At 49.6% G+C, this 16,510-nt stretch carries 14 protein-coding genes; 12 read left to right on the top strand and 2 right to left on the bottom strand.

The features are described 5' to 3' along the window. Window positions 1-125: 125 nt before the first annotated feature. The 5 genes from LVQ76_RS10010 to LVQ76_RS10030 all read left to right on the top strand — a co-directional run bounded on the left by LVQ76_RS10010 (window position 126) and on the right by LVQ76_RS10030 (window position 5,505). The gene (locus LVQ76_RS10010; RefSeq protein ID WP_232864780.1) at window positions 126-1,418 is read left to right on the top strand and encodes an ABC transporter substrate-binding protein; all 1,293 of its coding nucleotides are present in this window, start codon (window positions 126-128) and stop codon (window positions 1,416-1,418) included. A gap of 106 nt (window positions 1,419-1,524) precedes the next feature. After that, a complete protein-coding gene (locus tag LVQ76_RS10015) occupies window positions 1,525-2,409 on the top strand; it encodes a carbohydrate ABC transporter permease (protein WP_232864968.1) in 885 nt (294 codons plus the stop codon). A 10-nt stretch (window positions 2,410-2,419) separates the two neighbouring features. Further along, on the top strand, window positions 2,420-3,259 hold the full coding sequence (locus LVQ76_RS10020) for a carbohydrate ABC transporter permease (RefSeq protein WP_034455067.1): 840 nt from the start codon (window positions 2,420-2,422) through the stop codon (window positions 3,257-3,259). 10 nt (window positions 3,260-3,269) lie between these two features. Next, window positions 3,270-4,358, top strand: coding sequence for an ABC transporter ATP-binding protein (locus LVQ76_RS10025; protein ID WP_232921545.1), 1,089 nt, complete (start codon window positions 3,270-3,272; stop codon window positions 4,356-4,358). Between the two features lie 10 nt (window positions 4,359-4,368). Continuing rightward, window positions 4,369-5,505 carry an alginate lyase family protein gene (locus LVQ76_RS10030; protein ID WP_232921546.1) on the top strand — a complete coding sequence of 379 codons (1,137 nt, stop codon included), beginning with the start codon at window positions 4,369-4,371 and terminating at the stop codon, window positions 5,503-5,505. Window positions 5,506-5,579: 74 nt separating this feature from the next. Here the strand turns inward: LVQ76_RS10030 and LVQ76_RS10035 are convergent, their stop codons facing one another. Then, the gene (locus LVQ76_RS10035) at window positions 5,580-6,083 is read right to left on the bottom strand and encodes a non-heme ferritin-like protein (RefSeq protein ID WP_232921547.1); all 504 of its coding nucleotides are present in this window, start codon (window positions 6,081-6,083) and stop codon (window positions 5,580-5,582) included. Window positions 6,084-6,430: 347 nt separating this feature from the next. After that, window positions 6,431-7,297 (bottom strand): AraC family transcriptional regulator, encoded by an 867-nt coding sequence (locus LVQ76_RS10040; RefSeq protein ID WP_232864784.1) that lies wholly within the window; start codon window positions 7,295-7,297, stop codon window positions 6,431-6,433. Window positions 7,298-7,525: 228 nt separating this feature from the next. Here LVQ76_RS10040 and LVQ76_RS10045 point away from each other — a divergent pair, with 228 nt between their 5' ends. From LVQ76_RS10045 to araH, 7 genes are all read left to right on the top strand, one after another. After that, window positions 7,526-9,361 (top strand): DUF2264 domain-containing protein, encoded by a 1,836-nt coding sequence (locus LVQ76_RS10045; RefSeq protein ID WP_232921548.1) that lies wholly within the window; start codon window positions 7,526-7,528, stop codon window positions 9,359-9,361. Continuing rightward, the gene (locus LVQ76_RS10050) at window positions 9,358-10,638 is read left to right on the top strand and encodes an oligosaccharide MFS transporter (protein ID WP_151994704.1); all 1,281 of its coding nucleotides are present in this window, start codon (window positions 9,358-9,360) and stop codon (window positions 10,636-10,638) included. Before LVQ76_RS10045 ends, LVQ76_RS10050 begins: the two co-directional genes overlap by 4 nt. Window positions 10,639-10,651: 13 nt before the next feature. Beyond that, the gene (locus LVQ76_RS10055) at window positions 10,652-11,857 is read left to right on the top strand and encodes a glycoside hydrolase family 88 protein (RefSeq protein ID WP_232864787.1); all 1,206 of its coding nucleotides are present in this window, start codon (window positions 10,652-10,654) and stop codon (window positions 11,855-11,857) included. A gap of 45 nt (window positions 11,858-11,902) precedes the next feature. Further along, the gene (locus LVQ76_RS10060) at window positions 11,903-12,460 is read left to right on the top strand and encodes a DJ-1 family glyoxalase III (RefSeq protein ID WP_232921577.1); all 558 of its coding nucleotides are present in this window, start codon (window positions 11,903-11,905) and stop codon (window positions 12,458-12,460) included. 332 nt (window positions 12,461-12,792) lie between these two features. Beyond that, the gene (locus LVQ76_RS10065; protein ID WP_232864788.1) at window positions 12,793-13,782 is read left to right on the top strand and encodes an arabinose ABC transporter substrate-binding protein; all 990 of its coding nucleotides are present in this window, start codon (window positions 12,793-12,795) and stop codon (window positions 13,780-13,782) included. Window positions 13,783-13,836: 54 nt separating this feature from the next. Beyond that, window positions 13,837-15,351, top strand: coding sequence for an L-arabinose ABC transporter ATP-binding protein AraG (gene araG / locus LVQ76_RS10070; protein WP_232921549.1), 1,515 nt, complete (start codon window positions 13,837-13,839; stop codon window positions 15,349-15,351). Window positions 15,352-15,365: 14 nt separating this feature from the next. Next, entirely contained in the window at window positions 15,366-16,352 is a 987-nt protein-coding gene (gene araH / locus LVQ76_RS10075; protein ID WP_232921550.1) for an L-arabinose ABC transporter permease AraH, read from the top strand. Window positions 16,353-16,510: the final 158 nt, after the last annotated feature.

Genomic DNA, 16,510 nt, shown 5'->3' on the forward strand with positions numbered 1-16,510 from the left:
GCCCCGTTGTTTTTACCTCATGCATTCTATTTAATTACTCCGCAGCCTTTTTTCATTCTCGAAATAATCTGCTTCACTCCATTTTCTCAATAATCAAATCTCTTAAAATAAGGACGTGAATATAAATGTTTTCCACAAAATTAAAATCCGTATTACTGATCTCTGCCCTTGGTTTTAGTGCTTCGCAAACATTTGCAGCTGAAACACTAAATGTCTGGATCCGTGCCAGCAATGACTCTAAAAATATTTACAAGCAAGAGGCTGAAACTTTTGAGAAGAAGACCGGCATTAAAATTGAGTATTTTAATGCTACGACAGACTTTGAACAGCGCCTTGCACGTGCCGCTGCGGGCAACGCATTGCCCGATCTGATCTTCAACGATGCGGTAGCCATTGGCCAGTTCATCCAACTCGGAATAGCTGATGAAATAGACCCGAAATCCATTGCAGGGGGCGAAAATATTTATCCTACAGCCTGGGAAAGTACTCGCTACACCGACGGGAAATTCTATGGGGTGCCTACTTCTGCCCAAACCTTTGCGCTGTTTGTCCGCAAAGACTGGCGTGAAAAACTGGGTATGCCTGAGCCCAAAACCTGGAGCGATGTGGCAAAGCTGGCAAAAGCCTTTACCACACAAGACCCGGACGGCAATGGTAAAAACGATACCTACGGCTTTTTGTTGCCGGGTTCCACCACGCGTGGTTATGCCAGCTGGTTTATGAGCGCATTTTTATGGCAGGCAGGGGGTGATTTCATTCGCGAATCAGGCAAGGGTAAATTCAAAGCTTCGCTTGATGAGCCTGCTGCCGCTGAAACCCTGGCATTTATGCGAGGAATGCTGTGCGACAAAGTTGTTCAGCCAGGTGCTATCAATGCGACAACCGCAGACATTATCCCGTCCTTCCGTTCAAGCCAGACTGGTATGTTTTTCACCGGCCCGTATCACATTGCGCTGTTTGATAAAGATCCCGGCAAAGACAAGTTTGAAGTCGTGACCCTTGAAGGGCCGAAAAGTAGTGCGACTCTTGCCGAAGGCACCACCGTCTTCATGATGAAAAGTAGCAAGAATAAAGAAGCCGCGCGGAAGTTCATCGAATTTATGATCTCCCAGGAAGGCCAGGAAATCGGTATGGGCAAAGGCACGAAACACATACCGGTAGTGCGCTTACCTGTGAATAAACAGGTTGATATCCAGGCTGTATACGACGATGCGCGTTGGGCAACCTTCGCCAAACTTTACGCTGAACACGGCCGTTACGTGCCCCAAGTGCCTAACTGGACGCCAATTCGTCAGATAACCGCCGATGGCTTCAACCGTATTCTGGCTGACTGTAATGGTGATATTGCAGCCGAACTGAAAGTGACCAATGAGAAGGTCAATGCCGAGCTTGATAAACAGCAGGTGCTGGCGAAATAAGTTTGGTGACAAACGGTGGATGACGCTGCGCTTATCCACCCTACAAAACCAGGCGTAGGGCGGATAAATGCAGTGTCATCCGCCACTTAACTGCAAAAGAGCGAAAATTACGATGTTAACTTCCCGCCAGAAACGGAATCTGGTGCCGTGGATATTTCTTGCCCCGGCACTGGTCATCTTCACCTGGTTTAAATTTATTCCCATGCTGCAAGGCCTGGTGATGAGTTTCTACAAGGTGAACTTCAATCAACCAGATGAATGGGTTGGGTTTGCCAACTTTGCCCGTGCGTTTGCCGATATCGAACTGCATTCGGCGGTGTTCAATACCTTCCTTTATGTCGTGGTGACAATGGTGGTTGGAGCGGTACTGGCATTTTTCCTCGCCATGTTACTTGAAGGGCCCGCTCGCCATCTGCGTTTTATCCGCACCGCCATTTTCCTGCCCGCGGTAACCAGTGCGGCTATCGTCGCCGAAATGTGGCGAATCTTGTTTAACCCAACTCCTAACGGTGTGATGAACCATATCCTGAGCTGGTTTGGTATTGCCGACCAGGGATTCCTCGCAAGTTCAGACCAGGCTCTGTGGGTCATCATGTTGCTGCATATCTGGAAAGCGGTGCCGTACAACATGGTTATCTTTATTGCAGGACTGGCAGGCATTAGTCGCGATTTATATGACGCCTCAAACGTTGATGGCGCGAACTGGTGGAACCGTCTGCGTTACGTCACGCTGCCTGGGATGATCCCGGCGATTTCAGTGGTGTTGATGCTCTCCTTTATTCGTGGGTTCCGCGTGTTTGCAGAAGTGTATGCCACAACCGGCGGTGGGCCATCAAACTCCACAGAAATGATCATGACCCATATCTACAAACTCGGGTTTGAGCAATTTGACTACGGCTATGCTTCGGCGGTGTCGTTCCTGTTATTCGCCTTCACTGTGCTGTTGACGATTTGTCACCTTACGTTGAAAAAGCGCATTGCCCGCTATTAAGGAGCCACCGATGTTAGGTAAACGTTGGGATACCGCAGGCCGCTGGATGATTTATGGCTTGTTGCTGATTGTATTCGTTGGGCCATTCTGGGGCATTGTTGCTACGGCATTTAGCGGGGCACCGGTCAAACCGGGCGAGTTGTTGGCATGGCCTAATGAGTTTTCGTTGGAGAATTTTATCTTCGCCTGGAACGACATTGGCGTGTGGCAATATCTGCTTAACTCGATGATTGTCGTTTTTGTCGGCACCATTTTGCAGGTGTCGGTGAGTGCGCTTGCAGCTTATGCCCTGGCGCGTAAAAAGTTCATCGGTGTTTCGCTGGTGAGCCTTGTGATCCTCTCCACCATGATGTTACCGGAAGAAGTAATCGCTATTCCGCTGTACATGATAATCAACTGGAAGCTGCCGCTGATTGATGCGTCGCTCTATAACACCTATCTCGGGATGATCATGCCGGTAGTAGGTTGGGCATTTTCCATCTTCGTGCTGAGTGAATTTATGGCCGCCATTCCCAAAGAGCTGGAAGAGGCCGCGCGCATCGATGGGGCGAACGAATGGCAAATCTTCTTCCACGTCATTTTGCCGTTGGTGAAACCTGCTCTTGGCACGGTGGTAACGTTTGGCTTCATCATGATTTGGGACCAGTACCTGCTGCCGCTAATAGTCGTCAATCACGACAGCCTGAATACTATTCCAGTGATTCTCGGCAGCTTGCGCACTGATGAAAGTATCACCCCAAACATCTTTATAGCCATTACGCTTCTGGCGATGTTGCCAAGCATCATCGTTTATCTCGGTCTGCAAAAACATTTCAACCGCGGGATTATGTCCGGCGCGGTCAAAGGATAAGGAGAATTTCATGGGTTCCGTTGTACTGAAGAATGTCTGTAAATCTTATGGCGATGCACATGTCATTAAAGATGTTTCTCTCACTATCCCTGACGGCGAGTTCTGTGTGCTGGTGGGTCCAAGCGGCTGCGGTAAATCAACGTTATTACGCATGATTGCCGGACTTGAAGAGATAACGGGCGGTGAGGTGGCCATCAACGAAAAAGATGTGACCGACGTTGAGCCGAAACTGCGTGATATTGCGATGGTATTCCAGAGCTACGCACTTTATCCGCAGATGACCGTGCGCGAAAATATGGGCTTCGCGTTAAAAATGGCAAAGCTGCCAAAAGTAGAAATCAGCCGTAAAGTTGAGGCCGCAGCCGATCTTCTGGGGTTAGGTGTCTTACTCGACCGTTTGCCAAAAGATCTTTCGGGTGGCCAGCGCCAGCGTGTAGCAATGGGGCGTGCGATTGTACGCAATCCACAGGTGTTTTTGTTCGACGAACCACTCTCAAACCTCGACGCAAAACTCCGCACCCAGGTGCGTGGGGAAATCCGCGAATTGCACCGCCGCCTGAAAACGACATCGGTGTATGTGACTCACGATCAAATTGAAGCCATGACGATGGGACAGATGATTGTGGTGTTGCGTGAAGGGCGTATTGAGCAGGTTGGTAGCCCGCTGGAGTTGTATGACCGTCCGGCAAATCTATTCGTGGCAGGATTCATCGGTTCTCCTGAAATCAATCAGTTAAAAGGTGAAGTCACGCTACAAAATGGTGAAATGATGCTGCGCCTCGCCGATGGCTCCCTGCTAAGCTTGCCGCCGGGAATGCAGGTAAAACCGCAACAGACAGTGGTTTATGCTATTCGCCCGGAACAGGTCAATGTTGTGGAAGAAGGCGAGGGTAATGGGGCACTAAAAGCGACCATTACCGCCATCGAAAACACCGGTTCTGATATGCAATTGTTCTGCAACACTGGAGGCGGTTCATTTACCTCGGTGTTTAAGCAACGCTTAAATGTTCAGGAAGGTGAAACGGTATGGCTACAACCCAAACTGACCGGTATTCATATATTTGATGCCGAAAGCGGGCAACGAGTAGCTTGCCATTAAGGAGCGATAGATGAAGTTGTACACCCTGGATGAGACGTGTCTTGAGAATGCCCGCCGTGGCCTGGAGCAGCCTTTTTCTCCTTTGCAGTTGGCGCTGGGCCGTCTGGTTAGCGAAGCGGATAAACTTCGCGGGCAGCCACCGGAAAGTGTAGTGCATAAGAAATTACGCCCGGTGAGCGGTGATCCTCATGATTATTACAGTCTGGGGACGTATTGGTGGCCTAATCCGCGCAGGCCAAATGGCCTACCATATATTCGCCGTGACGGACATACTAATCCGCAATGCCAGAATAATGACACGGACACCACGCGCATCATCCGCATGTGCGAACGCTGTTTGACGCTTGGGCTGGCCTGGTATTTTAGCGGGCAGCGTAAATATGCCCAGGCTGCAGCAGAGCAAATCAAGTGCTGGTTCCTTGACGAACAAACGCGTATGAACCCGCATCTGAACTATGGCCAGGCGATCCCCGGTATTGTTTCCGGGCGCGGTACCGGGCTAATCGATACACGCCTGTTATGGATGGTAATTGATACTATTGGTTTGATTAGCCCTGCGGGGGTACTGGATACCGATGACATTATTGGTTTGCACCAATGGTTCCGGGACTTCAACCATTGGATGTTTTACAGCGATGTGGGTCATTCTGAATACGTGTGGCATAACAACCACGGCACCTGGTATGATGCGCAACGTGTCGCTAATGCACTGTTTTATGGCGACAAAGGGCTGGTGGCACGCATTATTCAGCAGGGCATTACCCAACGAATGGCGGCGCAAATCGATCAGGAAGGTAAACAGACGATGGAGCTGGAACGTCCGGTGCCATTCCATTACTCCTTATTTAACCTTGAAGCCCATCTGCTGCTTAATCGTTATGCGGAACATGTCGAATTTGACCGCTGGAATGCCGTACAAGATGGCAGGAGCGTGAAGCTTGGTATCGATTATCTGATGCCATTTATCGCAGACCCCGATTTGTGGCCATATAGTGATTTGCAGGGCATCGTCTGGGACAGCGCGTTGCGGCTGTTACTGCAATCCATGCGGGGATATCCAAAAGAGACGGAACGTTATAAAGTCGTGCTGGCTAGTTTCCCGGAAGACACGCTCAGTTTACGTGAACAGTTGATGTGGTGTGCATGACTAAGGCGGAATAGCGCCAGCAACATTTATTGTCGCTCGGGTAATAAACGCTGTATTACCCGACACAATGAGACTCAGTGTTGTTGATGATTCACTAAATTTGTCAGGTGCTCATCTGTTTGGCTCATACACAATCCGGCTTTATGAGCACTACGTACTTCTTCAAGAATAGTGTTGAGCAACAGGCCTTCGTCTTGTTGTTCCTGATCCATAGTTTTCAGGAACGTGAGGGTTGAATAATCTTTCAATGCTGTTGCTTCAACGGTCAATTTAGTCAGTGTGGCGCAGCGCTGCTGATAATCTTCAACTGTTTTTTCAAATAGTGTTTCTAAAGAGTCACATTCGCTTTGTGGCGCTTCAATCGCCCTTACAATGGGAGTGCCGCCCGCTTGTTTCATAAAATTAAATATACGCATCATCTGCGTAACATTACATTGAGCCTGGTTTCTTAAAAAATTAGCCGTGCCCGTTAAACTCTTTTCTGAGCACCAGTGGCTCAACTGTAAATACAGATTTGAGGAATAAAAATCACGATTTATCTGTAAGTTGAGACTTTGAACCATGCCGGAAGTTGCCATGATAATTTCCTTATTTAGCCGGAACATCGGGTTAGGATTAGAATTTTGTATTGCATGAAATATGACGGGTATAGAGATAAAACAATAAAATTGTATCCATGTCATGTCCTGTGAATCCGCGTCCTGACTGCGTTGTAAAAAATAATACCCCTTTAGGGTTATCAATAAAACAGTTGATTCTGGCGTTTCATTCTTATTTACAAAGTTATTCAACAGGAAATATTAAAAAAGACTAATTAAATAATTACCTCCTGATTTGTCTATTTTAAATAATTTAAATGAAATGACAAAAACTGTGATTCAACACTGAATAATTAATCCACTATGAGGTGGTTTATTGTGTCAGATCATATTTTGAGCCCTTCAGTTGAATGAGCCCGTGACCGTTTACGATACTGCAATGGTGTCTGGGACATCATTTTTTTAAAACAGGTGATGAAGTAGGTAACTTCTATAAACCCTACCTCCAGGGCGATAGCTTCAATGCTTAATGGTGAAGTGCGCAATAGATCACAACTTTTCTTTATGCGCCGCGTCAGCAAATACTCATGAATACTGCCGCCTGTTTGTTGACGAAAAATCCTGGAGGTATAGCTGCGTGATAAACCAATGGATTGCGCCAACTCATCCAGAGAAAACTTCTCACTATAGTTACTCTCAACCCACTGCATGATACGGGATGCAACAGTCTGTTGTTGCGGGATCAATAGCTGCGGTTGAGCGGGCAGGAAGGCCATAATTTGCATCACCATAAACGCAACATCGCTGGCGGTGGAGTGCTCCGTGGGGTCGAGTTTGTCGAACTGCTCGAGAATCACTTCCATGTAGCTGGCCTGCTCACTTAAATCGTAAATTTGTGCCGGGACGTTGCTGGCGGCGAGGGCTGAAAATTGAGCCTGCTGGCGTGGAAAACCATGCAATGTACTGATAACAGAAGAGTGTTCAATGTGCATGGTTGTGCGGTGATACTGGTTTTTGTCATTGGCATCGACATGAACCTTATGCAAACGGAAGGGCGGGAAGATAAATAAGCGCCCAGGCCGTGCGGTGTAATGCTGATTATCGACCACCACAATGCCATATCCTTTTGAAATATATAAAAACTCGACACACTGATGCCAGTGATAATATTGCGCGCTGGAGGCTCGCAGACGATGAAATGAGATAACCTGGCTATCAAGCGTAATCCGCTCCATAAATTGCTGTTCGCTCATTTCCCCTCCAGGACAATAATTTTAAGTTTTTACGCCATGATTTGTAATTTATTGCCCTTCGATTTAGAAAAATCCAGTGAAAGTGAAATAACGGTTTAGTTTTGTGATGCGGCTCACTCTGAGCCAGGAATAAAAGCGACTACTCTTTGCATCAACGCGCTGAACTAGCGTGCACAAATTATGAATAACAATAACTTAGATTATTCTCGTGTCTAGCGGGAGGACATTGTGCAACCTGAACATATTACCCTGAACAACCCTCTAAAATGCAGGGATGATCTGCATAAACTGGTGAATGAATTATTGAATGCCGTTTCGCCATTCTTTAAAAAAGAGGCCAGTGGTGTCGACCTGGCAAATTTCACTGCCCATTACGGGCAAAAAATTGCCAATATGGAAACTTTCTCGCGCTTGTTATGGGGCGTGACGCCACTTTTGGCGGGAGGGTACGAGCCGGAGCAACTCTCTTTTTATATCCAGGCAATAAAAAACGGTACTAATCCTGACCACGCAGAATATTGGGGCGAAGTGGCTCCTTACGATCAGCGCATTGTGGAAATGGCGGCCTACGGATTAATGCTGGCTGTAGCGCATAAACCGCTGCTGGCGCACTTTAACGAGCAGGAGAAATACCATCTCTGGCAATGGCTGAAGCAGAGCGAAAACCACGATATCCCGGACAACAACTGGCATTTCTTCCCGATTCTGGTGCAGGTCGGTTTCCACCACTGCGGGATGCCAAACAATGCCGACACGTTGGAAAAGCATTTTGCCGCCATGGAACATTATTACCTCGGCGACGGCTGGTATTCAGATGGCCCAGGCCGCCCGCGTGATTACTACATTTCGATGGGCTTTCATTTTTACGGGCTGATCTACGCCAAATTAATGGCCGACGTTGATCCGCAGCGCTGCCAAAAATTGCTCCAGCGCGCTACGGAATTTGCCGTCGATTTTATCCATTTCTTCGCGGATGACGGTGCGGCCATTCCGTTCGGTCGCAGCCTCACTTATCGCTTTGCGCAAGCCGCATTCTGGAGTGCCGCTGCTTTTGCCGGGCTTGAGGTTTACGAACCGGGCGTGGTGAAAGGCATCGTTCTGCGCCATTTACGCTGGTGGTTGCAACAGCCGCTGTTTGACCGCGATGGCGTGCTGAGCGTGGGCTACAGCTATCCCAACCTGATTATGGCGGAAGATTACAACGCGCCGGGTTCGCCGTATTGGGGGCTGAAAACCATGCTGGTGCTGGCGTTAGGTGAAAACGATGCCTTCTGGCAGGGGCAAGAATTACCGCTACCCGCCCGTGAAGCAGAACACAGCATTCCCCACGCTGCGCAAATTCTGGTTCATCAGGATAACCACTTATGGATGCTGACATCCGGGCAGCTTGAGCTAAATAACTTCGTTAATACCGAAGCTAAATACTGCAAATTTGCCTATTCCACACGTTACGGTTTCACCATTGAACGCGGGCGCTACGGGCTGAACCATGCGGCACCTGACTCGATGTTGCTGTTATCCGAGAAAGATAACTATTGGCGTGGACGTCGCGAATGCCAGCACGTCACCACCGCCGACGGCATGATTTATAGCCGCTGGCTGCCGTGGAATGACGTCATTATCGACACCTGGCTGGTGCCGCTTGGCGACTGGCAGGTACGGATGCATCACATCAAAACCTCCCGTGATTTGGACTGTGCCGAAGGCGGTTTTAGTTTGCCCAATCGCCCGCTGCCGCACGCCGATCTGACGCTTGCAAACAGCGTTCTCAAAACGGCTACCGATACCAGCGCTATCACCTGTTTAAGCCCGCAACCGCGGAACGGGGAGCAGGTTTTAACTCCACCAAACAGCAACTTATTGTTCGCCGAACGCGCTGCCATTCCGCTGCTGCGCGGTGAATTAAACGCAGGAACGCATCTCTTAATCAGCGCCGTTTGGGCAGGGGATTGTGACGGCTTTGATGAACACGCTTGCCCGCAAGCCATTATCAGCGAGGGCGCTGTACGCCTGGTGATGGGCCACCACCAAAAACACGTCTTGTTTCTGGAGAACCATGAATGAATAGTTCAACACCAACGCGTACCGCTCAAATAAAAATGAGCACGTTTATCTTTCTCTACTTTTTCACCTGGTCCTCAAGCTTCGGGTTATATGCTCTGTGGTTGAGCCAAAAAGTGGGATTAGACAGCATTACCATCGGCAGCGTTTTTGCGATTAACGGCGTGTTCGCCGTGGTGATGAAGCCGGTCTACGGCTATATCATGGACAAAATCGGCATGAGCAAATGGCTGCTCTATTTTGTCTGCGCCATCTCGGCGTTAATGGCCCCGTTCTTTGTCACGGTTTATCAGCCGCTGCTGCTTTCGCACACCACGATTGGCATTGTGATTGGCGCGTTTTATTTGAGCCTCGGCTGGTACGCAGGCGTTGCGGCTTCCGAGTCGTACGCCGACCGCTTTAGCCGATTGTATGGTCTGGAATTTGGGCGCATTCGCATGTGGGGATCGCTCGGTTGGGCAATGGCGGCGTCGGTTTCCGGCCTGCTGTTCAACTACACGCCGCTGGCAAACTTCCTTGTCAGCAGCACGACCTCCGTATTGATGTTGCTGGTGCTGATCAGCCTGAAAATTGGCGATGAACAACTGCGCAATAACAATGTGATTTCAGCGAATAAAATCGTCTTTTCCGATGTTCTGATGTTGCTGAAAAACCGTAAGTTCTGGATGTTCAGCCTGTATGTCGCAGGCGTGGCATGGATGATGTTTGTTGCTGAACAGCAATTCCCACGCTACTTCGTCTCTTTCTTCGATACCAAAGAGCAGGGCAACGCCTGGTACGGCTACCTCAGCACGCTGCAGTCCGGCATGGAATTCGTGATGATGATGTTCATCCCGGTGCTGGTAAACCATTACGGTGCCAAAAAAGGGTTGTTGCTCTGCGGCTGCGTCGTCGGTTTGCGCCTGATAGCGTCCGGCCTGACCACCGATCCGCTGGTGATTTCCATTATCAAACCGTTCTACGGCGTCGAAATTGCCCTGCTGCTGATCTCCGTGTTCAAGTACATCGCCGAGCATTTCCACCAGAAGGTCAACGCCACCATGTATCTGCTGGGTTATCAGGCGATGATTTATGTCGGCTCGGTAGTAGTGGCACCGCCTGCAGGCTATCTGTACGACAAAATCGGCTTCGCACACACCTACTTAATGATGGGCTGCTGCGCGCTGGTCTTCACCCTGATTTCCGCTTTCACACTCTCGCGTTGCCAGTCAAAACGCGCTGAATCTCAGACATTCTCACCCGCTTTAGACACTTCACCGGTCGAACCGGTAAAACATTAATTAAGGAGACGTTATGACCCGTTCTGTAGTCACTGAAAAAGTTGTGACCGAGCCACTGCGCCCTATTGAATTGCATCAAGTAGACCGCCTGGCCCTGAAACGCAAGCTGGATGCGGCTTTGCAAAGTGTCACTACAAAGCTGGATAAGACCATTGTTGCCGTAGGAGACAAATTCCCTAACGAAGCCTGCGAAGGCGGCAAATGGAAACCTTCGGAGAATAATGAGTGGACCACCAGTTTCTGGCCAGGGCAACTGTGGCTGGCATGGGAGATGACCGGCGATGAAAAATATCGCCAGGCGGCAGAGCGTTATCTGCCTTCTTTTAAACAGCGTTTAGACAAGCGCATCGAAACCGCTACCCACGATTTGGGCTTCCTTTACACGTTGTCGTGCGTTAACGCCTGGCGTTTAACCGGCAATGAAACCGCCCGCCAGACCGCGCTGCAAGCGGCGGATATTCTGATGGAGCGTTTTAACCCGGTGGCAAAAATCATTCAGGCGTGGGGCGATTTGAATGATCCAGAACAACAGGGAAGGATGATTATTGACTGTAATATGAACCTTCCGCTGCTTTATTGGGCAAGCCAGCAAACGGGCGACGAACGCTACGCGCAGGCCGCTACGGCACACGCGGATCAGGCGGCGAAGTACATTGTTCGCCCGGACGCTTCGACATTCCATACTTACTATATGGATGTAAAAACCGGCGAGCCGCGGTTTGGCAATACGCATCAGGGTTACAGCGACAGCTCATGCTGGTCGCGCGGGCAGGCGTGGGGCATCTACGGTTTCTTGCTCACGTATTTGTATACCGGCGACAAGAGCATGGTGGATCTCACCCGCAGCCTGGCGCATTACTTTATCAACCGCCTCCCGGAAGATGACGTGTGCCACTGGGATCTGGCATTGCTTGGCACCGATGCGGTGCGCGACAGTTCAGCTGCCGCGATTACTGCCTGTGGCCTGCTGGAGTTAGTGAAAGTACTGCCGGTGCTGGACGAACATCGCGCCCACTACGAAGAGATGGCGCTGCGTATTATCCAGTCGCTCACCGATAACTATCTGGCGCGTGACGATGAGCCATGTGAAGGTCTGCTGAAACACTCGGTCTACCACATGGCGAGCGGCAAAGGGGTGGATGAATGTTGCAGTTGGGGAGACTATTTCTACCTGGAAGCGCTGGCACGTGTGCGCCAGGTGTGGAGTCTCTACTGGTAAGTTTATCGCCCCCGTCATATTGCGGGGGCAACATGGAGAGTGATGATGAAAACCGTTGCAGTTTTGCTGGCACCCGGTTTTGAAGAAGCCGAAGCCATTGTTACTATTGATATTCTGCGTCGCCTTAAAATAGAGGTGTGCACACTTTCTTGCGTCGATACCCGTGCGGTGGTGAGTTACCACGATATTCCGATGGTGGCAGACGCTACGCTGAGTGAATGTTTTGATGAAACATTCGATGCCGTTGTGCTGCCTGGCGGCCCAGACGGCAGTGTCTTTCTGGCCCAAAGCGCTAACGTGATTGCTTTCGTGCGTCGTCATGACGATCTTGGCAAATTAATCTGCCCGATTTGCTCTGCTGCGGCACGCGTCCTGGGTGGTAACGGTTTGCTTAAAGGTCGCCGCTACGTCTGTTCTGGGGATTTGTGGCAGCAGGTGACGGATGGTGAATATGTTGATGCTGACGTAGTCGAAGATGGCAATTTGATAAGCGGCAGAGGGCTGGGAAAAGTATTCGATTTTGCCCTGACCATTGCCGCGCGCCTTGAAGGCGACGAAGCCTCTGCGCGCGATCACGCGGAACATATCTATTATCAATGGTAATGATCAGAAATACCGGCGGGTGAGCGCAATACTGACCCGTCTTCCTCAATCTTTATTTAGATAAATCAGCTTATCCACCTTAGCGCTGAATTTATGGATAAACCTGCTAACGCATATTTCATTTGTCCGACATAAACCCCTATTTTTATGTCTTTTATTGCTGAATACATGCACGGTCTTACTGTATTTCTGCCATGTGATTGCGCTCTCTTATGGACTATTAATTTCCCGCTACAACTATCTCCAGCCCGGAAGCAAAAAGCTCATACGGCTAATGGCTTGTTTTAACTAAACCTTACCCTACAGAAAATAAAATCGAGCTGGAGAATACCATGCACAAATTTACTAAAGCGCTGGCGGCAATTGGCATTGCTGCAATTATGTCACAATCCGCTATCGCAGAAACAATGAAGCTGGGTTTCCTGGTGAAGCAACCGGAAGAACCATGGTTCCAGACCGAATGGAAATTTGCTGATAAAGCCGGGAAAGATCTTGGCTTTGAAGTGATTAAAATTGCCGTTCCTGACGGTGAAAAAACCCTTAATGCTATCGATAGCCTGGCCGCCAGCGGCGCGAAAGGCTTTGTGATTTGTACTCCCGATCCAAAACTGGGTTCGGCAATTGTGGCGAAAGCCAAAAGCTACGACATGAAAGTCATTGCCGTTGATGACCAGTTCGTCAACGCGAAAGGCAAGCCAATGGATACCGTGCCATTAGTGATGATGGCGGCGACCAAAATCGGTGAACGCCAGGGGCAAGAGCTGTACAAAGAGATGCAAAAACGCGGTTGGGACGTGAAAGAATCCGCGGTAATGGCGATTACGTCTGACGAGCTCGATACTGCCCGTCGCCGTACTTCTGGTTCAATGGAAGCTCTGAAAGCAGCTGGTTTCCCAGAAAAACAAATCTACAAAGTACCGACCAAATCTAACGACATCCCTGGGGCTTTCGATGCCGCTAACTCCATGTTGGTTCAACACCCTGAAGTGAAACACTGGCTAATTGTTGGCATGAACGACAACACCGTGCTGGGTGGCGTGCGTGCCACTGAAGGGCAGGGCTTTAAAGCGCCGGATGTTATTGGTGTAGGTATTAATGGTGTGGATGCCGTAAGTGAACTGTCGAAAGCTAATGCCACTGGTTTCTACGGATCTTTGCTCCCAAGCCCGGATGTACACGGCTATAAAAGTAGCGAAATGCTCTACAACTGGGTCACCAAAGGTGCAGAGCCACCGAAGTTCACTGAAGTTACCGACGTGGTACTGATCACTCGCGACAACTTTAAAGAAGAGCTGGCTAAAAAAGGCCTCGGCGGTAAGTAATCTCTTTGGCGGATGAGGTTTATGCCCATCCGCCCTTCAACATTGGGGTATGTCATGCAACATGAGACACCGTATCTCTCTTTTCGTGGTATAGGCAAAACTTTCCCCGGCGTGAAAGCCTTACAGGACATCAGTTTCGACTGTTATGCCGGGCAAGTTCACGCACTAATGGGGGAGAATGGCGCAGGGAAATCAACGCTGCTGAAAATTTTGAGTGGCAATTATGCTCCAACTCAAGGCTGTATTGCCCTGCGCGGTGAGGAAGTGGCTTTTGCCGACACTCCCGCAGCGCTTAATGCCGGAGTCGCGATTATTTATCAGGAGCTTCATCTGGTGCCGGAAATGTCGGTCGCAGAGAATATTTACCTCGGACAGCTACCTCATAAAGCGGGGTTTGTGAACCGCTCTTTACTGAATTACGAAGCAAAGTTACAGCTTGAGCATCTCGGGCTGGATATTGACCCAAGCACTCCGCTCAAATATTTATCCATCGGCCAATGGCAGATGGTCGAAATAGCTAAGGCGCTGGCGCGTAATGCGAAAGTGATCGCCTTTGATGAACCGACCAGTTCTCTCTCCCGTCGTGAAATCGACAACCTGTTTCGCGTCATCCGTGAGTTACGCGCCGAAGGCCGCGTGATCCTCTACGTCTCGCATCGTATGGAGGAAATCTTTGCTCTCAGTGATGCCATCACCGTGTTTAAAGACGGGCGCTACGTGCGCACCTTTGATGATATGAAGCAGGTCAGTCATGACTCGCTGGTGCAGGCGATGGTTGGGCGCGATCTTGGTGATGTCTATGGCTGGAAACCTCGTGAACATGGGGCTGAGCGTTTACGCCTTGATGGTGTAAAAGCCCCTGGGGTACGGACACCTATTTCGCTTTCAGTGCGTAGTGGTGAAATTGTCGGTCTGTTTGGTCTGGTCGGTGCCGGTCGGAGTGAACTGATGAAAGGCATGTTTGGCGGTACGCGTATCACCGATGGCAAAGTATTAATTGATGGCGAGGTTATCAATATTAATAAGCCCGCTGATGCGATTCGTGCCGGCATGATGCTGTGCCCGGAAGACCGCAAAGCTGACGGCATTATTCCGGTGCATTCGGTGCGTGACAATATCAATATTAGTGCGCGGCGTAAGCATATTAGCGCCGGTTGTCTGATAAACAACCGCTGGGAAACAGACAATGCCGCCTCGCATATCCGTTCGCTGAACATTAAAACTCCTTCAGCTGAGCAGCTGATCATGAACCTCTCCGGTGGCAACCAGCAAAAAGCGATTTTAGGACGCTGGCTGTCGGAGGAGATGAAAGTGATTTTACTTGATGAGCCAACGCGCGGCATTGATGTTGGGGCAAAACACGAAATCTATAACGTGATTTATGCCCTTGCTGCACAAGGTGTAGCTGTGCTGTTTGCATCAAGCGATCTGCCCGAAGTGCTTGGCCTTGCGGACCGCATTATCGTGATGCGCGAAGGGGAAATAGCCGGTGAATTGCTGCATGGCGAAACCAATGAGCAACAAGCATTAAGTCTGGCAATGCCAAAAACCAGTGCGTCTGCCGCATGAGTAAGGAGATAAAAATGTCTGCATTAACTACATCAGGTGACAGCAATAAGAAGTCGGCCCTGAGTCTTGGGCGTATCTGGGATAACTACGGCATGCTGGTGGTGTTCGCCGTTCTGTTTATTGCCTGCGCTATTTTCGTACCGAATTTCTCTTCTTTCGTGAATATGAAGGGATTAGGGCTTGCCATCTCAATGTCGGGAATGGTGGCTTGTGGCATGTTGTTCTGCCTGGCATCTGGTGATTTCGATTTGTCCGTTGCGTCGGTGATTGCATGTGCCGGGGTCACCACGGCGGTAGTCATCAACATGACAGAAAGCCTGTGGATTGGTGTGGCGGCAGGGCTGTTGCTCGGTGTGTTATGCGGCCTGGTGAACGGTTTTGTTATTGCAAAACTAAAAATCAACGCACTTATCACCACGCTTGCCACCATGCAAATTGTACGCGGCCTCGCATACATCATTTCTGATGGTAAAGCGGTGGGCATCGAGGATGAACGCTTCTTTGCACTGGGTTATGCCAACTGGTTAGGGCTGCCTGCACCCATCTGGCTGACCGTTGCGTGTCTGATAATCTTTGGTTTCCTGCTCAACAAAACGACCTTTGGCCGTAACACATTGGCGATTGGTGGCAACGAAGAAGCGGCACGTCTGGCGGGTGTGCCAGTGGTGCGCACTAAAATCATCATCTTTATTCTCTCGGGATTAGTGTCGGCAGCAGCAGGGATTATCCTTGCTTCGCGTATGACCAGTGGCCAGCCAATGACGTCTATTGGTTACGAGTTGATTGTAATTTCAGCCTGCGTGTTGGGTGGGGTATCACTCAAAGGTGGGATTGGTAAAATTTCCTACGTGATTGCCGGGATTTTGATTCTTGGCACCGTGGAAAATGCCATGAACCTGCTGAACATTTCGCCTTTCTCGCAATATGTGGTGCGCGGCTTGATTCTGCTTGCTGCTGTCATCTTCGACCGCTACAAACAGAAAGCAAAACGCACGGTTTAACGGCTTGGTTCTGCTGCGCTGATTTCGGGTAGTGGGAATACATTGTAGCGGTAAAGGGTGTGAGTTCTTTTTTGGGGGTGGATTAGCGAAAGCGACATCCACCATTTTTTTTGTCATCAACATTGTTTAATTTTTATGCAAATAAGATATCCAGTGTT

It is taken from the genome of Buttiauxella cochleicola (assembly GCF_021283185.1).
GTDB classification, from domain to species: domain Bacteria; phylum Pseudomonadota; class Gammaproteobacteria; order Enterobacterales; family Enterobacteriaceae; genus Buttiauxella; species Buttiauxella massiliensis.